The organism is Micromonospora sp. NPDC004551, from assembly GCF_040609975.1.
In the GTDB taxonomy this organism is placed as follows: domain Bacteria; phylum Actinomycetota; class Actinomycetes; order Mycobacteriales; family Micromonosporaceae; genus Micromonospora.
Window position 1 is genome coordinate 1 of sequence record NZ_JBEXLM010000007.1, and the last position, 17,176, is coordinate 17,176.

The 17,176-nt window shown below is 72.7% G+C and carries 15 protein-coding genes, 2 tRNA genes and 1 rRNA gene; 5 read left to right on the forward strand and 13 right to left on the reverse strand.

Annotated elements, in window-relative coordinates; all coding sequences use genetic code 11:
• Positions 1 to 64, reverse strand: a 16S ribosomal RNA gene (locus ABZW14_RS10665); the annotation flags it as partial.
• A gap of 640 nt (positions 65 to 704) precedes the next feature.
• On the opposite strand from ABZW14_RS10665, the gene ABZW14_RS10670 reads away from it, so the two are divergent.
• Complete coding sequence (locus tag ABZW14_RS10670; RefSeq protein WP_355343173.1) at positions 705 to 929, forward strand: hypothetical protein; 225 nt, start codon at positions 705 to 707, stop codon at positions 927 to 929.
• Between the two features lie 7 nt (positions 930 to 936).
• Here ABZW14_RS10670 and ABZW14_RS10675 read toward each other — a convergent pair whose 3' ends face one another.
• Together ABZW14_RS10675 and ABZW14_RS10680 are read right to left on the reverse strand one after the other, a co-directional pair.
• Positions 937 to 1,734, reverse strand: coding sequence for a carbon-nitrogen hydrolase family protein (locus tag ABZW14_RS10675; protein WP_355343176.1), 798 nt, complete (start codon positions 1,732 to 1,734; stop codon positions 937 to 939).
• A 40-nt stretch (positions 1,735 to 1,774) separates the two neighbouring features.
• Positions 1,775 to 2,608, reverse strand: coding sequence for an EamA family transporter (locus ABZW14_RS10680; protein ID WP_355343179.1), 834 nt, complete (start codon positions 2,606 to 2,608; stop codon positions 1,775 to 1,777).
• Between the two features lie 41 nt (positions 2,609 to 2,649).
• On the opposite strand from ABZW14_RS10680, the gene ABZW14_RS10685 reads away from it, so the two are divergent.
• Positions 2,650 to 3,273: an XRE family transcriptional regulator gene (locus ABZW14_RS10685; RefSeq protein WP_355343182.1), complete on the forward strand. Its 624-nt coding sequence runs from the start codon at positions 2,650 to 2,652 to the stop codon at positions 3,271 to 3,273.
• 23 nt (positions 3,274 to 3,296) lie between these two features.
• Here the strand turns inward: ABZW14_RS10685 and clpX are convergent, their stop codons facing one another.
• From clpX to ABZW14_RS10710, 5 genes are all read right to left on the reverse strand, one after another.
• On the reverse strand, positions 3,297 to 4,592 hold the full coding sequence (gene clpX / locus ABZW14_RS10690; protein WP_091319119.1) for an ATP-dependent Clp protease ATP-binding subunit ClpX: 1,296 nt from the start codon (positions 4,590 to 4,592) through the stop codon (positions 3,297 to 3,299).
• Positions 4,593 to 4,807: 215 nt separating this feature from the next.
• Positions 4,808 to 5,470, reverse strand: coding sequence for an ATP-dependent Clp protease proteolytic subunit (locus ABZW14_RS10695; RefSeq protein WP_091269636.1), 663 nt, complete (start codon positions 5,468 to 5,470; stop codon positions 4,808 to 4,810).
• A 10-nt stretch (positions 5,471 to 5,480) separates the two neighbouring features.
• Positions 5,481 to 6,122 carry an ATP-dependent Clp protease proteolytic subunit gene (locus ABZW14_RS10700; protein WP_088960728.1) on the reverse strand — a complete coding sequence of 214 codons (642 nt, stop codon included), beginning with the start codon at positions 6,120 to 6,122 and terminating at the stop codon, positions 5,481 to 5,483.
• Between the two features lie 173 nt (positions 6,123 to 6,295).
• Entirely contained in the window at positions 6,296 to 7,642 is a 1,347-nt protein-coding gene (tig, locus tag ABZW14_RS10705) for a trigger factor (RefSeq protein ID WP_355343186.1), read from the reverse strand.
• Between the two features lie 145 nt (positions 7,643 to 7,787).
• A tRNA-Pro gene (locus tag ABZW14_RS10710) sits at positions 7,788 to 7,861 on the reverse strand.
• 139 nt (positions 7,862 to 8,000) lie between these two features.
• Here ABZW14_RS10710 and ABZW14_RS10715 point away from each other — a divergent pair.
• Positions 8,001 to 8,074 (forward strand) — tRNA-Gly (locus ABZW14_RS10715).
• Positions 8,075 to 8,144: 70 nt separating this feature from the next.
• Here the strand turns inward: ABZW14_RS10715 and ABZW14_RS10720 are convergent.
• The 3 genes from ABZW14_RS10720 to ABZW14_RS10730 form a co-directional block, all read right to left on the reverse strand.
• Positions 8,145 to 8,789 carry a response regulator transcription factor gene (locus tag ABZW14_RS10720; protein WP_355343189.1) on the reverse strand — a complete coding sequence of 215 codons (645 nt, stop codon included), beginning with the start codon at positions 8,787 to 8,789 and terminating at the stop codon, positions 8,145 to 8,147.
• Complete coding sequence (locus tag ABZW14_RS10725) at positions 8,753 to 10,054, reverse strand: sensor histidine kinase (RefSeq protein WP_355343192.1); 1,302 nt, start codon at positions 10,052 to 10,054, stop codon at positions 8,753 to 8,755. The genes ABZW14_RS10720 and ABZW14_RS10725 overlap by 37 nt, the downstream gene beginning before the upstream one ends.
• Positions 10,055 to 10,129: 75 nt before the next feature.
• Entirely contained in the window at positions 10,130 to 10,957 is an 828-nt protein-coding gene (locus ABZW14_RS10730; RefSeq protein ID WP_355343195.1) for a type II CAAX endopeptidase family protein, read from the reverse strand.
• Between the two features lie 192 nt (positions 10,958 to 11,149).
• On the opposite strand from ABZW14_RS10730, the gene ABZW14_RS10735 reads away from it, so the two are divergent.
• Positions 11,150 to 14,203 carry an Hsp70 family protein gene (locus tag ABZW14_RS10735; protein WP_355343198.1) on the forward strand — a complete coding sequence of 1,018 codons (3,054 nt, stop codon included), beginning with the start codon at positions 11,150 to 11,152 and terminating at the stop codon, positions 14,201 to 14,203.
• Here ABZW14_RS10735 and ABZW14_RS10740 read toward each other — a convergent pair.
• The gene (locus tag ABZW14_RS10740; RefSeq protein ID WP_355343201.1) at positions 14,193 to 16,073 is read right to left on the reverse strand and encodes a propionyl-CoA synthetase; all 1,881 of its coding nucleotides are present in this window, start codon (positions 16,071 to 16,073) and stop codon (positions 14,193 to 14,195) included. The two genes, ABZW14_RS10735 and ABZW14_RS10740, sit on opposite strands and share 11 nt — an antisense overlap.
• 145 nt (positions 16,074 to 16,218) lie before the next feature.
• On the opposite strand from ABZW14_RS10740, the gene ABZW14_RS10745 reads away from it, so the two are divergent.
• On the forward strand, positions 16,219 to 16,470 hold the full coding sequence (locus tag ABZW14_RS10745; RefSeq protein WP_355343204.1) for a hypothetical protein: 252 nt from the start codon (positions 16,219 to 16,221) through the stop codon (positions 16,468 to 16,470).
• 146 nt (positions 16,471 to 16,616) lie between these two features.
• On the opposite strand, the gene ABZW14_RS10750 is transcribed toward ABZW14_RS10745, so the two are convergent.
• A complete protein-coding gene (locus tag ABZW14_RS10750; protein WP_355343207.1) occupies positions 16,617 to 17,147 on the reverse strand; it encodes a hypothetical protein in 531 nt (176 codons plus the stop codon).
• Positions 17,148 to 17,176 lie beyond the last annotated feature (29 nt).

The window sequence follows — 17,176 nt, forward strand, 5'->3', positions numbered from 1 at the left end:
CGACTTGCATGTGTTAAGCACGCCGCCAGCGTTCGTCCTGAGCCAGGATCAAACTCTCCAACAAAAACTTGTTGAACAATCATCCTGACAACAAATGTTGCCAAAGGAATCCCAACCGATCAGACCGAAGCCCAACCAGTCCGGGGTATCAAACAATTTGGCACTGGCTTATCAAGCACCCTGTTGAGTTCTCAAAGAACAACCACACACCATCCAGAAACCCCGCTCAGCAGGATCCCCGTCCGGGGCAACCTCTCTAACTTACCCGGTCCGTTCTTCGCTGTCAACCTCGTGTTTGAGGTGATCAACTTGGTTCGGCCCGATCCACGCTGACGCACGCCGTAGATGGCGGTCGTTGCTGTCGTGGGTTCCGGCGGACCGGCCGATCGCCGCTTTCGCGGCCACCCGCCCGGCTCCCTGCCGGCTTTCGAACTCTACCCGGTCGGCTTCGCGATCGCAACCCCGTGTTTCGCGGAGTAGCTCGCACCGCCCGAATCCTCAGTCTGGCTCGGCGTCGCCGCCACCAGCCTGGCGCCCGTTCTCGGCCGGTTTGTCCGGCCTCCCGCGTGCAGAGAGAAAGTTACGCGGACGGCCCCGAGAAGGCAAATCAATGATCGTCATTGCGGGTTCCACCGGAGGTCCGGCCGGCGGAAAGGCGCGTCCGGACGGGACCATCCCGGGCTCATCCGTGCCAGAGTGTCGTCATGGATGACGTCTCCCGGTTCCCGGCGACGCTCGCCGAGGAGACCGTGCTCGGGCTCCTGCTGCCCTTCTGGCAGTTGGTCATCGGCGCCTTCGTGCTCGCCGTCGTCCTGGCGTCGGTGGGACGTCTCGTCCGGCGCGGTCCCTCACGGATGACCACGGCCCTGCTCGTCACGGCCCTGGCGATCGCCGGCTTCACCGTGGTCGGCGTGCTCCTGGAGAGCTGAGCGAGCCTCAGAGCCGCCGATTGGCGAGGCTCGGCAGCTCGACGCGGATCGTCCGCAGCCGGTCCAGGTCCAGGTCGGTGACGGCGAGGCCCGGTCCGTCGGCCACCTGGGAGAGCACGGTCCCCCACGGGTCCACCACCATGCTGCGCCCGAAGCAGGTCCGCCCCGGCTCGTGGTCGCCGGTCTGACCGGCGGCCGCCACGTAGCACTGGTTCTCGATCGCCCGGGCCCGGAGCAGCACCTCCCAGTGGTCGCGCCCGGTGTGCATCATGAACGCGGCCGGCACCACGAGGAGTTCGGCGCCGCCGTCGACGGCCAGCTGCCGGTAGAGCTCGGGGAACCGGAGGTCGTAGCAGATCGACAGCCCGACCCGGAGGCCCTCGACGTCGACCACCACGGGCTTCTCACCCGGTGCCACGGTGGCGGACTCCTGATAGGAGACGCGGCCGGGGATTTCGACGTCGTACAGATGGATCTTGCGGTAGCTGGCGGCGAGCGCGCCGTCGCGGTCGAAGACCAGCGAGGTGTTCCAGGTGTGCTCGGGGTCCGGCCCGGCCTCGTGGAACGAGCCGGCGATCACCCACATGCCGAGCCGCCGGGCAGCGTCCGCGAAGAACCGGCCCACCACGCCGTCGACCGGCTCGGCCGGCGGCATGCCGGCGGCGGTGCCGAGGTAGTCCACGTACTCCGGGAGGACGGCGAGGTCCGCGCCGGCCGTCGCGGCCCTGGCCAGCAGGGCCTCCGCGGCGGCGAGGTTGGCGGTCCGGTCCGCACGGGAGTTGAGCTGACAGACGGCGACGCGCATGAGGCTCAGCGTACGGTCGGACGGCGGCCGGCGACAGGGCTCAGACGCTGGCCAGGACGAGCGCGCCGGCGGCGAAGCCGAGCCCGGCCAGTTGCACGGGGCGGAGCCGTTCCCGGTCGACCGCGAGCGCGAGCAGCACGGTGCTCGCCGGGTAGAGCGCGGCGATGGCGGCCACCACGCTCAGGTGCCCCCGGCCCGCCGCGGCCAGGAACAGCGCGTTGGCCGCCGAGTCGAGCAGGCCGGCCGCCGCGGCCCAGCGGAGCACCCGTGGTGCGAGCCGCAGGCGTACGCCGGTGCGGACGGCGAGCGCCAGGCCGAAGGCGATCGAGCTGACCCGTACCGCGGCCACCGGCCACATGCCGGCGCCCTCGTCGGCCTGGCCGAGCAGCGCGAAGAAGATCCCGAAGAGCAGCCCGGCGCCGAGCGCCATGCCGATGAGCCGGCCGGACACCCGGCCGGCGGCGCCGCCCTCCCCGAGGCTGACGAGCGCGATGGCCACGACGGCGAGCCCCGCGCCGGCGAGCGCGAGGGCGCCCGGCGAGTGGGCGGTGATCAGCCCGGCGACGATCGGCACCACCGCGGCCGTGATCGCGGTGACCGGTGCGACGACCGCCATCATGCCGCCGGCCAGGGCCTTGTAGAGCAGCACCACGCCGGCCGCGCCGGCCACCCCGGCGAGCAGCCCCCAGGCCAGGTCGAGCGGCCGGGGCGTGCCCGGCACGATCAGCACGAGCGCGAGCAGCAGCGGGACGCTCAGTAGTTGCGACACCACGGTCACCGCGACGGGGTCGGCGTGCCGCGACGCCTTGCCGCCGGAGAAGTCGGCCGTGCCGAACGCGACCGCGGAGACCGCCGCGAGCACAATGGGGAACATCAGGCAGTCGTACCACAATATTGACCGCGAAGGATAGTGTGATGACCGACGCCGGAGGGCGGGTGGGCGCGGTGACCTCCGCGGTGGCCCGACAGGTACGCGAGCTGCGGGCCGCCCGCGGCTGGTCCTTCGAGGAGCTGGCCGGCCGCTCGGGGGTGAGCAAGGGCATGCTCGTGCAGATCGAGGGAGCACGGACCAACCCGAGCGTCGGCACCCTCTGCCGGGTCGCCGACGCGTTCGGCGTCAACATCGCCCGGCTGCTGGAACCGGCGGAGGAGAGCACCGTACGGGTCTCCCGCGCCGGCGACGCGCCGGTGCTGTGGCGGGGCGAGCACGGCGGCACGGCGCGGCTGCTCAGCGGCCTCGGTGAGCCGGACCTCGTCGAGCTCTGGGACTGGCGGTTGGAGCCCGGCGAGGCGCACCACTCCCCCGACCATCCACGCGGCACCCGGGAGGTGCTGCACGTGCTGGCCGGGACCGTCACGGTCACCGTCGAGGGCGTCGACCACGAGGTACGCGCCGGCGAGACGGTCGAGTTCCACGCCGACCGGGAGCACGGCTACCGCGCCGCGGGCGACGAGCCGGTACGGCTCGTGATGGTGGCGGTCACCCCGTCGGGCGAGTGGGACCGGCGGACCCGGTCACGCGGACCGCGCCCGAGCTGACCCGGGCGCGGTCGCGGTGGCGGTCAGGCCGACTTCTCCTCGCGGTCCCGGCGCGCACGCCGGCCGGTGAACTCGCGGGGCACGATCGTCGGGTTGACGTTCTCCAGGACGACCTCGCGGGTGATCAGCACCCGGGCGGCGTCGGGGTTGCTGGGCACCTCGTACATCACGGAGAGCAGGACCTCTTCCATGATCGCCCGCAGGCCGCGGGCGCCGGTGCCACGCAGCATGGCCTGGTCGGCGATGGCCTCCAGCGCGGGCTGCTCGAACTCCAGCTCGACGCCGTCGAGCTCGAAGAGCCGCTGGTATTGCCGGACCAGGGCGTTGCGCGGCTCGGTGAGGATGCGGACCAGCGCGCTGCGGTCCAGGCTGCGCACGTTGGTGATCACCGGGAGCCGGCCGATGAACTCGGGGATCAGGCCGAACTTGAGCATGTCCTCCGGCATGACCTGGCTGAAGATGTCGTCCGTCGACCGCTCCGACACCGACCGGAGCCGGGCGCCGAAGCCGGTGCCGCCGGAGCCGGTGCGGGCCTCGATGATCTGGTCGAGGCCCGCGAAGGCACCACCGCAGATGAACAGCACGTTGGTGGTGTCGATCTGGATGAACTCCTGGTGCGGGTGCTTGCGCCCGCCCTGCGGCGGCACGTTGGCCACCGTGCCTTCCAGCATCTTCAGCAGCGCCTGCTGCACGCCCTCACCGGAGACGTCCCGGGTGATCGACGGGTTCTCCGACTTGCGGGCGATCTTGTCGACCTCGTCGATGTAGATGATCCCGGTCTCGGCGCGCTTGATGTCGTAGTCGGCGGCCTGGATCAGCTTGAGGAGGATGTTCTCCACGTCCTCGCCGACGTAGCCCGCCTCGGTGAGCGCCGTCGCGTCGGCGATCGCGAACGGGACGTTGAGCATCCGGGCCAGGGTCTGCGCCAGGTGGGTCTTGCCACAGCCGGTCGGGCCGAGCAGCAGGATGTTGGACTTGGCCAGCTCGACGCCGTCGCTGCCCGAACCCGGGGCGCCGGCCGCCTCGGCCTGGATCCGCTTGTAGTGGTTGTAGACCGCGACGGCGAGCGCCTTCTTGGCCTGCTCCTGACCGACGACGTAGTTGTCGAGGAACTGGCAGATCTCCATCGGCTTGGGAAGCTCTTCCCACTTCACCTCGCCGGACTCGGCCAGCTCCTCCTCGATGATCTCGTTGCAGAGATCGATGCACTCGTCGCAGATGTAGACCCCGGGGCCCGCAATGAGCTTCTTGACCTGCTTCTGCGACTTGCCACAGAAGGAGCACTTCAGTAGGTCGCCGCCGTCACCGATCCGTGCCACCTACGTTCTCCCTGCACTCGTCGGCCGGTGCGCCGGCCCCTGACCTGCGGGCGCCGCGCGCCCGTCCGTCCTGTCGCTCCACCTCGCCGGTCCGAGCCAGCGAAGCGGCACAGACCCGACGTTACCCGCTGCCGGAGGTTTCTCCGACCCCCAAAACGGGTGTGTCAGAGGTCGGCCGGGAACGATGCCCCGACCGACCTCCGACCTCACACTGCTCAGCTGGCGGCGTGAGACGCCAGCAGACCCTTCTTGCGGCTGGTCAGGATGGTGTCGACCAGCCCGTACTCCTTGGACTCCTCGGCCGTCATGATCTTGTCACGGTCGATGTCCTTGCGGACCTGCTCGATGGGGCGGTTGCAGTGCCGGGACAGCATGTCCTCGAGCTGCGTCCGCATCCGCAGGATCTCCCGGGCCTGGATCTCGATGTCCGACCCCTGGCCGTAACCACCCTCGGTGGCCGGCTGGTGGATGATGATCCGGGAGTTGGGCAGCGCCATCCGCTTGCCCGGGGTGCCCGCCGAGAGCAGCACCGCCGCCGCGCTGGCCGCCTGGCCCAGGCAGACGGTCTGGATGTCGGGGCGGACGTACTGCATGGTGTCGTAGATCGCCGTCATGGCGGTGAACGAGCCACCCGGCGAGTTGATGTACATGATGATGTCGCGGTCCGGGTCGGTGCCCTCCAGCGTCAGCAGCTGGGCCATCACGTCGTTGGCCGACGCGTCGTCCACCTGGACGCCGAGGAAGATGATCCGGTCCTCGAAGAGCTTGTTGTACGGGTTGGACTCCTTCATCCCGTACGACGTGCGCTCGACGAACGACGGCAGCACGTAGCGGTTGTGCACGGCCGCGAACTGGGGCGGCAGGCTCAGGTCGGTCATCGTCAGCTCCTCAGCTCAGGGTCCCGGCGCCATCCGGAACCTGTGCGGCCCCGATGATCACCTTGTCGATGAAGCCGTAGTCCATGGCCTCCTGGGCGGTGAACCAGCGGTCCCGGTCCGAGTCCGCCTCGATCTGCGCCTGGCTCTGGCCGGTGTGGTGGGCGACCCGCTCCTGGAACATCCGCTTCGTGTAGAGCATCTGCTCGGCCTGGATCGCGATGTCCGACGCGGTGCCGCCGAGGCCGCCGGAGGGCTGGTGCATCATGATCCGCGCGTGCGGCAGGGCGTAGCGCTTGCCCTTGGTGCCCGCGCAGAGCAGGAGCTGGCCCATCGACGCGGCCATGCCCATCGCCACGGTCGACACGTCGTTGTCGATGAACTGCATGGTGTCGTAGATCGCCATGCCGGAGTAGACCGAGCCACCCGGCGAGTTGATCCAGAGGTTGATGTCGCGGTCCGGGTCCTCCGCCGCGAGCAGCAGGAGCTGCGCGCAGATGCGGTTGGCGACCTGGTCGGTCACCTCGCTGCCCAGGAAGATGATCCGCTCCTTGAGCAACCGGTTGTAGACCGAGTCGTCGAGGTTGCCAATGGAGTCGCCACCGCGGGCCTCGATCGCCCGGAGCGACTTCTTGGGGATGTGCATGTCGGTCATGGCAGCCCTTCGCTCTCCGTACCGTCCTACCCGACACTAACCGCTCAGCCGGTGGGCGTACTCCCGGTCGGGGCACTGTTCGCTCTCAGCGCAGTCACCCTCGGGGCGTACCCGGAAAAGGGTTTCGGCCGCCGCCCGGCGCAGAGCGCGGGACGGCGGCCGACACCGGATGATCAGTGCTCGTGGTCGTGCTCGGCCTCGTTCTGGGCCCGCAGCGCGTCGAGGGTGACCTCGTTGCCCGCCGAGTCCTTGATCTTGATCTTCTCCATCACCGAGGCGAGCGCCTTGCCCCGGCGGACGTCGCCGAAGACGGCCTGGGCGGCGCCGGAGCGGACCAGCTGGTCGTAGTACTGCTGCGGGGCCATCCCGGCGCGCTGGGCGCGGTGGACGATCTCGTGACCGAACTCGTCGTCGGAGACCTGGACGTCCTCGGCGTCGGCCAGGGTGTCCAGCAGGAGCTGGATCTTGACGCCATCGGTCGCGGCCTCGGTCAGCTCGGTGTCGATCTGCTCCTCGGTCTTCTCCTCCGCGGCGAGGTATTCCTCCAGGGAGGCGCCGATGCGCTCGAGCTGGTCGACCATCGCGGCCTTGCGGCTCTCGACCTCCTCCTTGACGACACCCTCCGGCGCCGGCACCTCGGCGGCGGCGACCATCTGCTCGAGGGCCTTGTCGCGGGCCGCGTAGATCTGCTCGACCTGCTTGCCGCGGGTGACCCGCTCGCGCAGGTCGTTGCGCAGCTCCTCGATGGTGTCGAACTCGCTCGCGAGCTGGGCGAAGTCGTCGTTGAGCTCGGGCAGCTCCTTCTCCTTGACCGTGCGGACGGTCACCGCCACGTCGGCGTCCCGGCCGGCGTAGTCGCCGCCGACCAGCTGGGTGGAGAAGGTGGTGCTGTCGCCGGCGGCCAGGCCGACCAGGGCCTCGTCCAGGCCCGGCAGGAGCTGCTTGCTGCCGACCTCGTGCGAGATGTTGCTCGCCTGCCCGCCCGGCACCTCCTCGCCGTCGACGGTGGCGTTGAGGTCGATCTGGACGTAGTCGCCCTCCTGGGCGGCCCGCTCGACGGTCTTCAGCGTGGCGAACCGCTCACGCAGGCTGCTGACCTGCTCGTCGATCTCGCTGTCGGCGATCTGGATCTCGTCGACGGTGACCTCGATGGTGGCCGGGTCCGGCAGGGTGATCTCCGGGCGGACGTCCACCTCGGCGGTGAAGTTGAGCGAGTCACCGTCGTTGAACTCGGTGATCTCGACCTCGGGACGGCCGAGCGTCTTCAGGTCGTGCTCGCGGACCGCGGCCAGGATGTTCTGCGGGATGGCCTCCTGCACCGCCTCGTTGAGGACGGTGCCCCGGCCCACCCGCTGGTCGATCACGGCGGCGGGAACCTTGCCCCGGCGGAAGCCGGGAACCTGGACCTGCTGGCCGATCTCCCGGTACGCCTTCCTGAGGCTCGGCTCGAGCTCGACGAACGGCACCTCGATGGCGAGCCGCACGCGCGTCGGGCTCAGAGTCTCGACGGTGCTCTTCACAGGCGTACTCCTTGACGGATCTCAGTTGAGTCTGGGCGTGATTGCGCGCATCGAGTGTAGGCGAGCCGGCCTGCGGCATCGGCAGCGCCCGGGTACCGCGCGGAAAAAACCGGCGGTTCCCGGACGACCCGGTCGCGAACGACAGTCGGGGTGGCGGGATTTGAACCCACGGCCCCTCGCTCCCAAAGCGAGTGCGCTACCAAGCTGCGCCACACCCCGTGGCGACGACGAGTGTATGCCGTCCGGGCCCGCCGGACGGGCACCGGGGCGGACCCGGGGCGGCGCGCGGTACGGCGCTGCGCGTCCGGTTCGGGGATTCGGTAGGCTGTCGGGCGCGTCCCGCGAGAGCGGGGCGGCCGCGGGCGTAGCTCAATGGCAGAGCTTCAGTCTTCCAAACTGACGGTGCGGGTTCGATTCCCGTCGCCCGCTCCACCACGAAGACCCAGGTGGACCATGATCGCGGCACCTGGACCTGCCCCTCTCCCCTCGGCGCGCCGATCCGTCAGCGATTGAGGTAGGCGAGGACCGCGAGGACGCGCCGGTTGTCGTCGGTGGAGATCGGCAGGTCCAGTTTGGTGAAGATGCCGGCCGTGTGCTTGGTGACCGCGCTCTCGCTGATGTGCAGCCGCTGGCTGATCGCCAGGTTGGAGCGGCCTTCGGCCATGAGGGCGAGGACGTCGCGCTCCCGGTCGGTCAGCGCGGCGACCGTGCCCCGGGCGGTGTTGCGCTTCAGCAGGCGGGAGATGACGTGCGGGTCGAGCACGGTGCCGCCCCCGGCCACCCGGCGGACCGCGTCGACGAACTGGCCGCCGTCGGAGACCCGGTCCTTGAGCAGATATCCGACGGCCCCAGCCTGGTCGGCGAGCAGTTCCCGGGCGTAGAGCTGCTCGACGTACTGCGAGAGCAACAGGATCGGCAGGCCGGGGCGTTTCCGTCGGGCCGTGAGCGCCGCCCGCAGGCCCTCGTCGGTGAAGGACGGCGGGAGCCGGATGTCGACCACGGCGACGTCCGGGTTGTCGTCGAGCAGCGCCCGGAGCAGCGCCGGGCCGTTGTCCACGGCCGCGATGACGTCGAAACCCTCGTCGCGCAGCAGGTGCGCCAAACCGTCCCTCAGGAGGACGAGGTCTTCGGCGATGACAACGCGCACGGGATCTCCATCCGGATGGTGGTGGGGCCGCCGGGCGGGCTGTGCACGGCGACGGTTCCGTCGAACGCGGCCAGTCGGCGGCTCATGCCGCGCAGGCCGGTTCCCCGGGACGGGTCCGCGCCGCCGTGGCCGTCGTCGGACACCTCGATCCGGAGCCGGCCGTCGTCGTACCGCAGGTCGACCGTGATCCGGCCGGCGCCGGCGTGCTTGGCCGCGTTGGCCAGGGCCTCGTTGACGGCGAAGTAGGCGGCGGCCTCCACCGGCGGTGCCAGCCGCGCCGGGATCGTGGCCTCGACCGCCACGTCCACCACCATGTCCAGCGCCGCGGCACGTACCGCATCGGGCAGGCCCCGGTCGGCGAGGACCGGCGGATGGATGCCCCGTACGAGATCGCGCAACTCCTGCAGCGCCGCCGACGAGGACTCCCGAGCCTGCCGCAGCAGGGCCCGGGCCGACTCGGGATCGCGCCGCAGTTGCCGTTCGGCGGCGTCCAGGTTCATGCCCATGGCCACCAGCCGCGCCTGCGCGCCGTCGTGCAGGTCGCGCTCGATCCGGCGCAGCTCGGCGGCGGACGCGTCGTTGACCTCGGCCCGGATGTCGGTCAGCTGCTCGATGCGACGGACCAGCTCGGTGCGGTCGGACGCCAGCAGGGCCCGCGTGATCCTCGCGTGCCGCCGTAACCACCACGGCCCCGACCAGACGCCGAGGGCCACGAACGCCACACCCAGCGGAACGGCGAGCAGCGCGTTGGTCCAGCTGTCGACGTGGATCATCGCGTAGTAGTTGCCGTCCGCGAACGCGTGGATGTTCGCCCAGAGGAACGGCTGGACGAGCGCGCCGAACAGCCCGTACCCGATGAGTGCGAGCGGCGCTCCGGCCAGGAGCCCGCTGGTGTAGGGGACCAGCATGGCCCAGAGCAGCTCGCCCCAGAACGCCCGGTCGGTGATGATCCGCAAGGACAGCACGGCGCGGCCGGCGAACCCGGGACGGTCGACGGTCCACGGTGGCGACTCATGCACCGCCTCTCCCGACCAGACCGCCGCCCGGCTTCGCGCCCGGTTGGCCAGCGCCCGGAGCCGGGCAGCCGTCGGCGGGAGGAGAGCGAGGCCGATCCCGAGCGGGATCAGGCCGACGGCGCCGCCGACCACCAGAGCGGCCACGCCCTCGGTGATCCCGGCACCGACCAGGCGCAGTCCCTGTACGGGAGCCGCGGCGCGGGACGGCCGCCGTTCGGTGCGCGCCGGGCGGGCCACGCGGTCCGTCATCGACACTTCCCTCCCGGCTCCATCGCGTGCGGCCATCCGTCGTCGGTCGCGGATCGCCCCATGAACATAGATCGCCTAGCGCCGCACACGGCCACGGGCTCCCGCCCAGCCCAGCACGACGAGGGCGGCGAGAACGCAGGCGGCCGCGAAGACCGTCATCGCGGTGACGTCGCCGTCCTCCTCGGGCATCAGCAACAACAGGCCGAGGTTGACCACGGCGTGGAAGGTGCCGGCGATGATCAGGTGGCCACCCCGGGCACGCTCCAGCAGGACCGCCATGATCACCGACATCGCGATCGTCGAGAGCAGGAATGCGGCGGCGTACGCCGGTCCGGCCGCGAAGACCTGGACGTGCCAGACGCCCCACAGCAGGCCCACCGTGGTGCCGGTGGTCAGCACTCCGTACCGGGTTCGCAGGTAGGGCTGCAGGAAGCCGCGCCAGCCGAACTCCTCGCCACAGGCGCCGAGGAACTGCGCGGCGGCGATCAGCCAGAACGAATGGGTGAGGGCACCCGGGCGTGTGTACCGCACATCCTCGCCGAGCAACGCGTACGCGCCGATGACGGCGCCGAGGAGGCCGGCACAGACCGCGGCGACCGCGACCAGCCGAGTCAGCACGCCTGGCGACGGGATCGGCCGCACCGCCGACGGGGGACGCCATCGTCCACGCCAGACCAGCAGAACGGCGAGCACACCCAGCGTCGGGCCGAACTGCACCAGCTCGATGATCACCGGGTCCACCCGCAGCAGCGGCTGCACCGAGCCGATCAGGCCCGCGCTCACCGTGGTCACCGCGAAGTAGAGACCGACCACCCCGGCCAGCCGAGGGGCCCGCCGTGCCGGCGTCGTGGTGATCCCGCGTTCCGGCGTGGTCGACGTCGTCGTCACAACTCTCGTGTTCACGCCTCGACGATGCCGTCTGTTGATCTCCGCCGCGCTGGGCCCAGGTACCGAATCGGGGTGTACCTGGCTGCACCCGACGGGGACGTCGCCGGCCACGTGGTCCGCTGCCGGCCGCGCCGGGGATCGGCGGGCGGCGGGGGCTGCGTACGATGCGGGGCCGGACATCCCCTCGTCGGGTGGAGGTAGGGACGGATGTCAGGCCAGCGGGACGGTTTCGCCCTCGGCGTGGACCTCGGCACCTCGAACACCGTGGCCGTGCTGCGCTGGCCGGACGGGCGTACCCGCCCGTTGCTGGTGGAGGGCCAGCCGATCCTGCCGTCCGGCGTGTACGCCGACACCGAGGGACGCCTGCACGTCGGGCGGGACGCGCTGCGGCTGGCCCACGCCGACCCGGACCGCTACGAGCCGAACCCGAAGCGCCGCGTGGACGAGCCGGAGGTGACGCTCGGCGACCGCCGGCACACCCCGGCCGAACTGCTCGGCGCGGTGCTGCGTGCGGTCGGCGAGGCCGCGGTCGGCGCGCTCGGGTTCCTGCCGCCGGCCGTGGTCACCTGCCCGGCCACCTGGGACGCAGACCGGCGGCAGGTGCTCGCCGAGGCGCTTGCCCTGGCCGGCTGGCCGTCGGCGGCCGAGCACACCCTCTCCGGTCCCATCCCGCCCGGCACCCGGTTGCTGCGCGAGCCCGTCGCGGCGGCGCGCTACTACACCGAGGTGCTGCGCCGCCCGGTGCCGGTCGGTGAGTCGGTGGCCGTCTTCGACTTCGGCGGCGGCACGCTGGATGTCGCCGTGGTCCGCAACGAGGGCGCGGACCCTTGGGGTGACTCCGGCTTCACGGTGATCTCCTGCGGCGGTCTCGACGACCTGGGCGGGCTGGACCTCGACGCCGCCCTGCTCGCGCTGGTCGGTGAGCGGATCGCCGCCACGCACCCCACGCAGTGGGCGCGGCTGGGCGAGCCGGCCGACACCACGCAGTGGCGGGAGCGGCTCCAGTTCGTCGAGCACGTGCGGGGCGCCAAGGAGATGCTGTCCCGCACCACGGCCGCGCCGGTGGCGGTGCCGGGTGTCCCGGCCGCCCTGTCGCTGACCCGCGCGGACCTGGAGGGCGTGGCCGCCCCGCTGCTGCGGCGGGCCGTCGCCGAGACCCGGCGGGTGATCGCCGCGGCCGGGCTGAGCCCGGAACGGCTCGCCGGATTGTTCCTGGTGGGCGGCTCGTCCCGGATCCCGCTGGTGGCGCGGCTGCTCCACGCCGAGCTGGGTATCGCGCCGACCGTGCTGGAGCAGCCCGAGCTGCCGGTCGCCGAGGGCGCGCTCACCGATCTGCCGCTGCGGCGGGACCGGTCGGCCGCCCCGCCGCTGCCGCTGGCCCCGGCCGGCGCGGCTCCCGCCGGGCCTCCGGCCGCGGCGACCCCGGGCGTCGGCCCGGCCGGCACCCTCCTCGACGCCGGCACGCCGCCGCTGCCCACCACGGACCGGCCGACCGCGCCCGACGTGCCACTGACCGCGGCCGGCCAGCCGGACGGCACGACGGCCGCCGCGGGAGCGCCCGGTCCGGCCGCCGTCGCGGGCGGGCAAGCCTCGCCGGGCACCACCGTCGCCGCCGGGCCGCCGGGGCCGGCCGCAGCGGCCGCGCACGGCACGACCGTCGCCGCCGGACCGAACGGCACGCGGCTCGACCCCGGACCGCAGGCCGCGCCGTTCGCCGCCGGACCGAACGGCACCGCCGTGGCACCGCACTCACCCGCCCCGGGTACGCCCACACCGGCGTTGTCGCAGCACGGCTCGCCGGCGGCCGGCGTACCCCCGCAGGCTCCCGGGATTCCGCACCAGCCGGGCGCGTGGCCGGGCTGGCCCGGCGCACCGCAGAGCGGACCCCCGGCCGCGCCGAGCGGCGGTGGCCGGGGGCGGCGGGCGCTGTGGATCTCGGTGGGCGCGGTGGTCGCCCTGGCCGGGGTGGTCACCGCGGCCGCGCTCTACCTGACCCGGGACCGCCACCCGGAGCTGGCCTTCGAGGCGTTCGGCAAGGGCACCCGGATCGCGGCGGGTGGCGAGCGGCCTGTGGAGATGTTCACGGCGGTCGCGGGCGACCGGGCCTACCTGGCCTATCCGCGCGAGGACAGGCGGCTGGCCGTGGTGGCCGTCGAGGCGGGCACTGGCAAGCAGCTGTGGCGCAGGGAGAGCGTCACCACCGCCGACCAGTGGGCCGGGGTGGTCGCGCTGCCCGGCGCGGTGGCGCTCCTCGCGGACGCCGCGGGCAGCAGCACCCCGCGCGAGCTGGAGGTGCTCGACGGCGGGTCCGGCCGGCCGCGCTGGCGGCACACCGTGCTCGGGGACGACGAGATGTTCGTGGGCAAGGACGTGGTGGCGCTCACCGACCACGAACGGAAGCGGCTGGTCGGGCTCAAGCTGAGCAACGGCGACGAGAAGTGGTCGCTGCCCGACCTGGCCGACCAGTACGGCAACACGCGCGACAGCGTGCACCCGGTGACCACCGACGAGGCGGTGTCCGGCCCCGGGTACGGCGACGGTTCGCCCCGCGACCCGGAGCAGGGCCCGGTCGAGCAACTCGTGCAGGTGAACGTGGACGAGTCCGTCCGCCTCGTCGACCTGGCGTCGGGCGAGGTGATCCGCGACTGGAAGGCGGTGGCCGAGCCGGACGACCTGGTGGCCGCCCACGAGGACCGGCTCTACGTGGCGGGCGACGACGGGCGGCTGCTCGCGTACGACCTGGGGAAGCAGGCGCAGCCGAGCGTGCTCTACCGGGCCGAGGAGGACGACCGCCGGGCCAAGGCGCTGGCACCGTGCGGCGAGCACCGGGCGTGCCTGCTGGAGGTGACCGGCTCCGACGACGAGACCGCCGCGGTGGTGGCCGCCGGGGAGGGCCAGGGCGTCAAGCGCTGGGCCGCGCCGGGAATGACCCAGCTCGTGCCGGTCGGGGAGCGGGTGCTGGCCCGGCGGATCTACCCGGAGCCGGCCGCGACCCTCTTCGCGGCCGACGGGACGCGGGTGCTCGACGACGAGGAAGGGGTCGCCGTCCGGGTCGACGCCGGCAACCTCCTGCTGTTCGCCGACCCGCTGGGCAGCGGGGTGGACGACCGCAGCGTGGCCGGGGTGGGGGCCGGGTCGGGCAAGGTGGCGCAGCTCGGCGAGCTGAAGGACGTGCGGGGCGACTCCTGCTCATGGAACACCGAGGTCATCGCCTGCGGTTCCGAGGAGGACTTCGTGCTCCACCGCTTCGTCAAGGGGTAGCGCCCAGGTCGCGGAAGACGGCCAGCGCCGCCGGATCCTCGATGGTCGGCGGCACCGGCTCGTCCCGCCCCTCGACCAGCCCCCGCATGGTCCGGCGGAGGATCTTGCCGGAGCGGGTCTTCGGCAGCGCCGGCACCACCGTCACGCGGCGGAACGCGGCCACCGGGCCGATCCGCTGCCGGACCAGGGCCACGAGCTCGCCGGCGAGCGCGTCCGGGTCGGCCCCGGCGCCGGCCTTGAGCACCACGTACCCGCTGGGCACCTGGCCCTTGAGCGGGTCGGCCACGCCGATCACCGCGCACTCGGCGACCGCCGGGTGCGCGGCCAGCACCTCCTCCATCGCCCCGGTGGAGAGCCGGTGCCCGGCCACGTTGATCACGTCGTCGGTGCGGCCCATCACGTAGAGGTAGCCGTCGTCGTCGAACCGGCCGCCGTCGCCGGTCAGGTAGTAGCCGGGGAAGGCGGCCAGGTAGGAGCGGACGTAGCGCTCGTCGTCGCCCCACAGGGTGGGCAGGCAGCCGGGCGGCAGGGGCAGCCGGATGACGATCGAGCCGTCGGTGCCCGCGGGCACCTCCCGGCCGCCGCCGTCGACCACCCGGACGTCGTACCCGGGGACGGGCACCGACGGGGAGCCGGGCTTGATCGGCAGCGGCTCCAGGCCGCGCGGGTTGGCCGCCACCGGCCAGCCGGTCTCCGTCTGCCACCAGTTGTCCACCACCGGTACACCGAGCCGCTCCCCCGCCCACGCCCAGGTGTCCGGGTCCAGCCGCTCGCCGGCCAGGAAGAGGGTGCGCAGGCTGCTCAGGTCGTATCGGGCCAGGAGCGCGCCGGCCGGGTCCTGCCGCCGGATCGCCCGGATCGCGGTGGGCGCGGTGAACAGGGCGGCCACCCGGTGCTGGGCGACCACCCGCCAGAACGCCCCGGCGTCCGGGGTGCCGACCGGCTTGCCCTCGTAGAGCACGGTGGTCGCGCCGGTGAGCAGTGGCGCGTACACGATGTAGGAGTGGCCGACCACCCAGCCCACGTCGGAGGCGGCCCAGAAGACGTCGCCCGGCTCGATGCCGTAGACGTTCCGCATCGACCAGCGCAGGGCCACGGCGTGCCCGCCGTTGTCCCGGACCACGCCCTTGGGCCGGCCGGTGGTGCCCGAGGTGTAGAGGATGTAGAGCGGGTCGGTGGCGGCGACCGGCACACACTCCACCGGCGCGGCGTCGGCCATCACCTCGTCCCAGGTCAGGTCGCGGCCGGGGAGCAGCGGGGCGGGCTCCTGGGGGCGCTGCACGATCACGCAGTGCGCCGGGGCGTGGGCCGCCTCGTCCAGCGCGGCGGCGAGGATCGGGTGGTAGGGCACCACCCGGTCCACCTCGATGCCGCAGGAGGTGGCCACCACCACGGCCGGCCGCGCGTCGTCGATCCGGACGGCCAGCTCGTGGGCGGCGAAGCCGCCGAAGACCACCGAGTGCACCGCGCCGATCCGGGCGCAGGCCAGCATGGCGATCACCGCCTCCGGCACCATGGCGAGGTAGAGCAGCACCCGGTCGCCCCGGCCGACCCCGAGCCGGCGCAGCGCACCGGCGAACCGGGCGGTCTCGGCGAGCAGCTCGGCGTAGGTGAGGGTGCGGACCGTGCCGGTGACCGGGCTGTCGTGGATCAGCGCAGGCTGGTCGCCCCGGCCGGCGGCCACGTGCCGGTCCAGCGCGTTGTGGCAGGTGTTCAGCACCCCGTCGGGGAACCACCGGTACAGCGGCGCCCCGCTGTCGTCGAGGATCCGCTCCGGCGCCCGGTGCCAGTCGAGGTCCGCCGCGGCCTCCCGCCAGAAGCCGGCCGGGTCGGCGATGCTCCGCTCGTACGCTGATCGATACGCGCCCATCCCGTCATGCTGGCCCCGGGCCCGGGTCGGCGCAACGGCCCACCGCGTCGGGTGCGCCGGAAGCGCGCCCCGGCTCGGTGAACGGCCCGGCGCCGCCGGTGGAGGTCACCGTTTCCGCCCGGTCCGCCAGGGGTACGGCTGGCGCATGGAGACGAACACGAAGGCGCACCTGGTGGGCGGTCCCCGGGACGGCAGCAGCCAGGATGCGGGCGACCAGGCCCTGTTGGAGTTCGAGATCGACGGCATGATCCACCGCTACATCCGCACCACGAAGCAGCACGACGGGGGCACCGTCTACAACTACGACGGGATGGTGGCCCCGGGCGGCGGCGAGCCGGGCGTCGAGGACCCGGCGGCGCGGGTCGCCTCCCCGAAGGCCGACGCCGAGGGGCAGTGACCCTCAGCCGACCGGGCGACGGATGAACCGCCCCCGGCCGGGTAATGCGAGCGCCGTCCTGGTGGAGTGACGACCGGCGTCGCGGCGTTCCGCGACCGGGCACGCGGGCGGGCGGCGGAGGGCCGTCCCGCCCGCGGCCACGGTCGTCAGTTGCCGGTCACCCAGTTCCAGGCGGAGACCACCCACTCGGTCTGCTGAAGGTAGGCCACGCCCACGCCGGCCAGGAAGAGTGCGGTCACCAGGTGCGCGCCCCGGGCGCTGCGCCGTACGCGCCCGAGCTGCCGCTCCAGGACCAGCCGGCCGAGCAGGCGGGCCAGCGCGAACAGGCCGACCGCGGTGAGCAGGCTCAGCACGAAGGTGAGCAGCGGGGCGGCCAGGTCACCCCGGCCGGAGATCGCCCAGATGCCCCAGCAGACGAAGGCGAACAGCGCGCCGGCCGCGCTCCACTCCCCGCCCCTGCGGAGCTGGGCGACGTGCCAGCCCATCGGCCGGCGGGGGGCCGACTCACCCGTCCAGTCGCCGGGATCGACGGAGGGGAACTGCTCGGTCCGGGGCGTACGCGGCTGGCCGACCGCGGCCACCCCGCGCCGGAACGCGTCCCGCTGCGGGGGCACGACGCCGGGCTGCGGCGGCACCTCGACCGTCCGCTCGGCCCACGGCTGTGTCTGGTCCGCCATCTCGTGTCCTCCCCCTCGACCGACGCCGA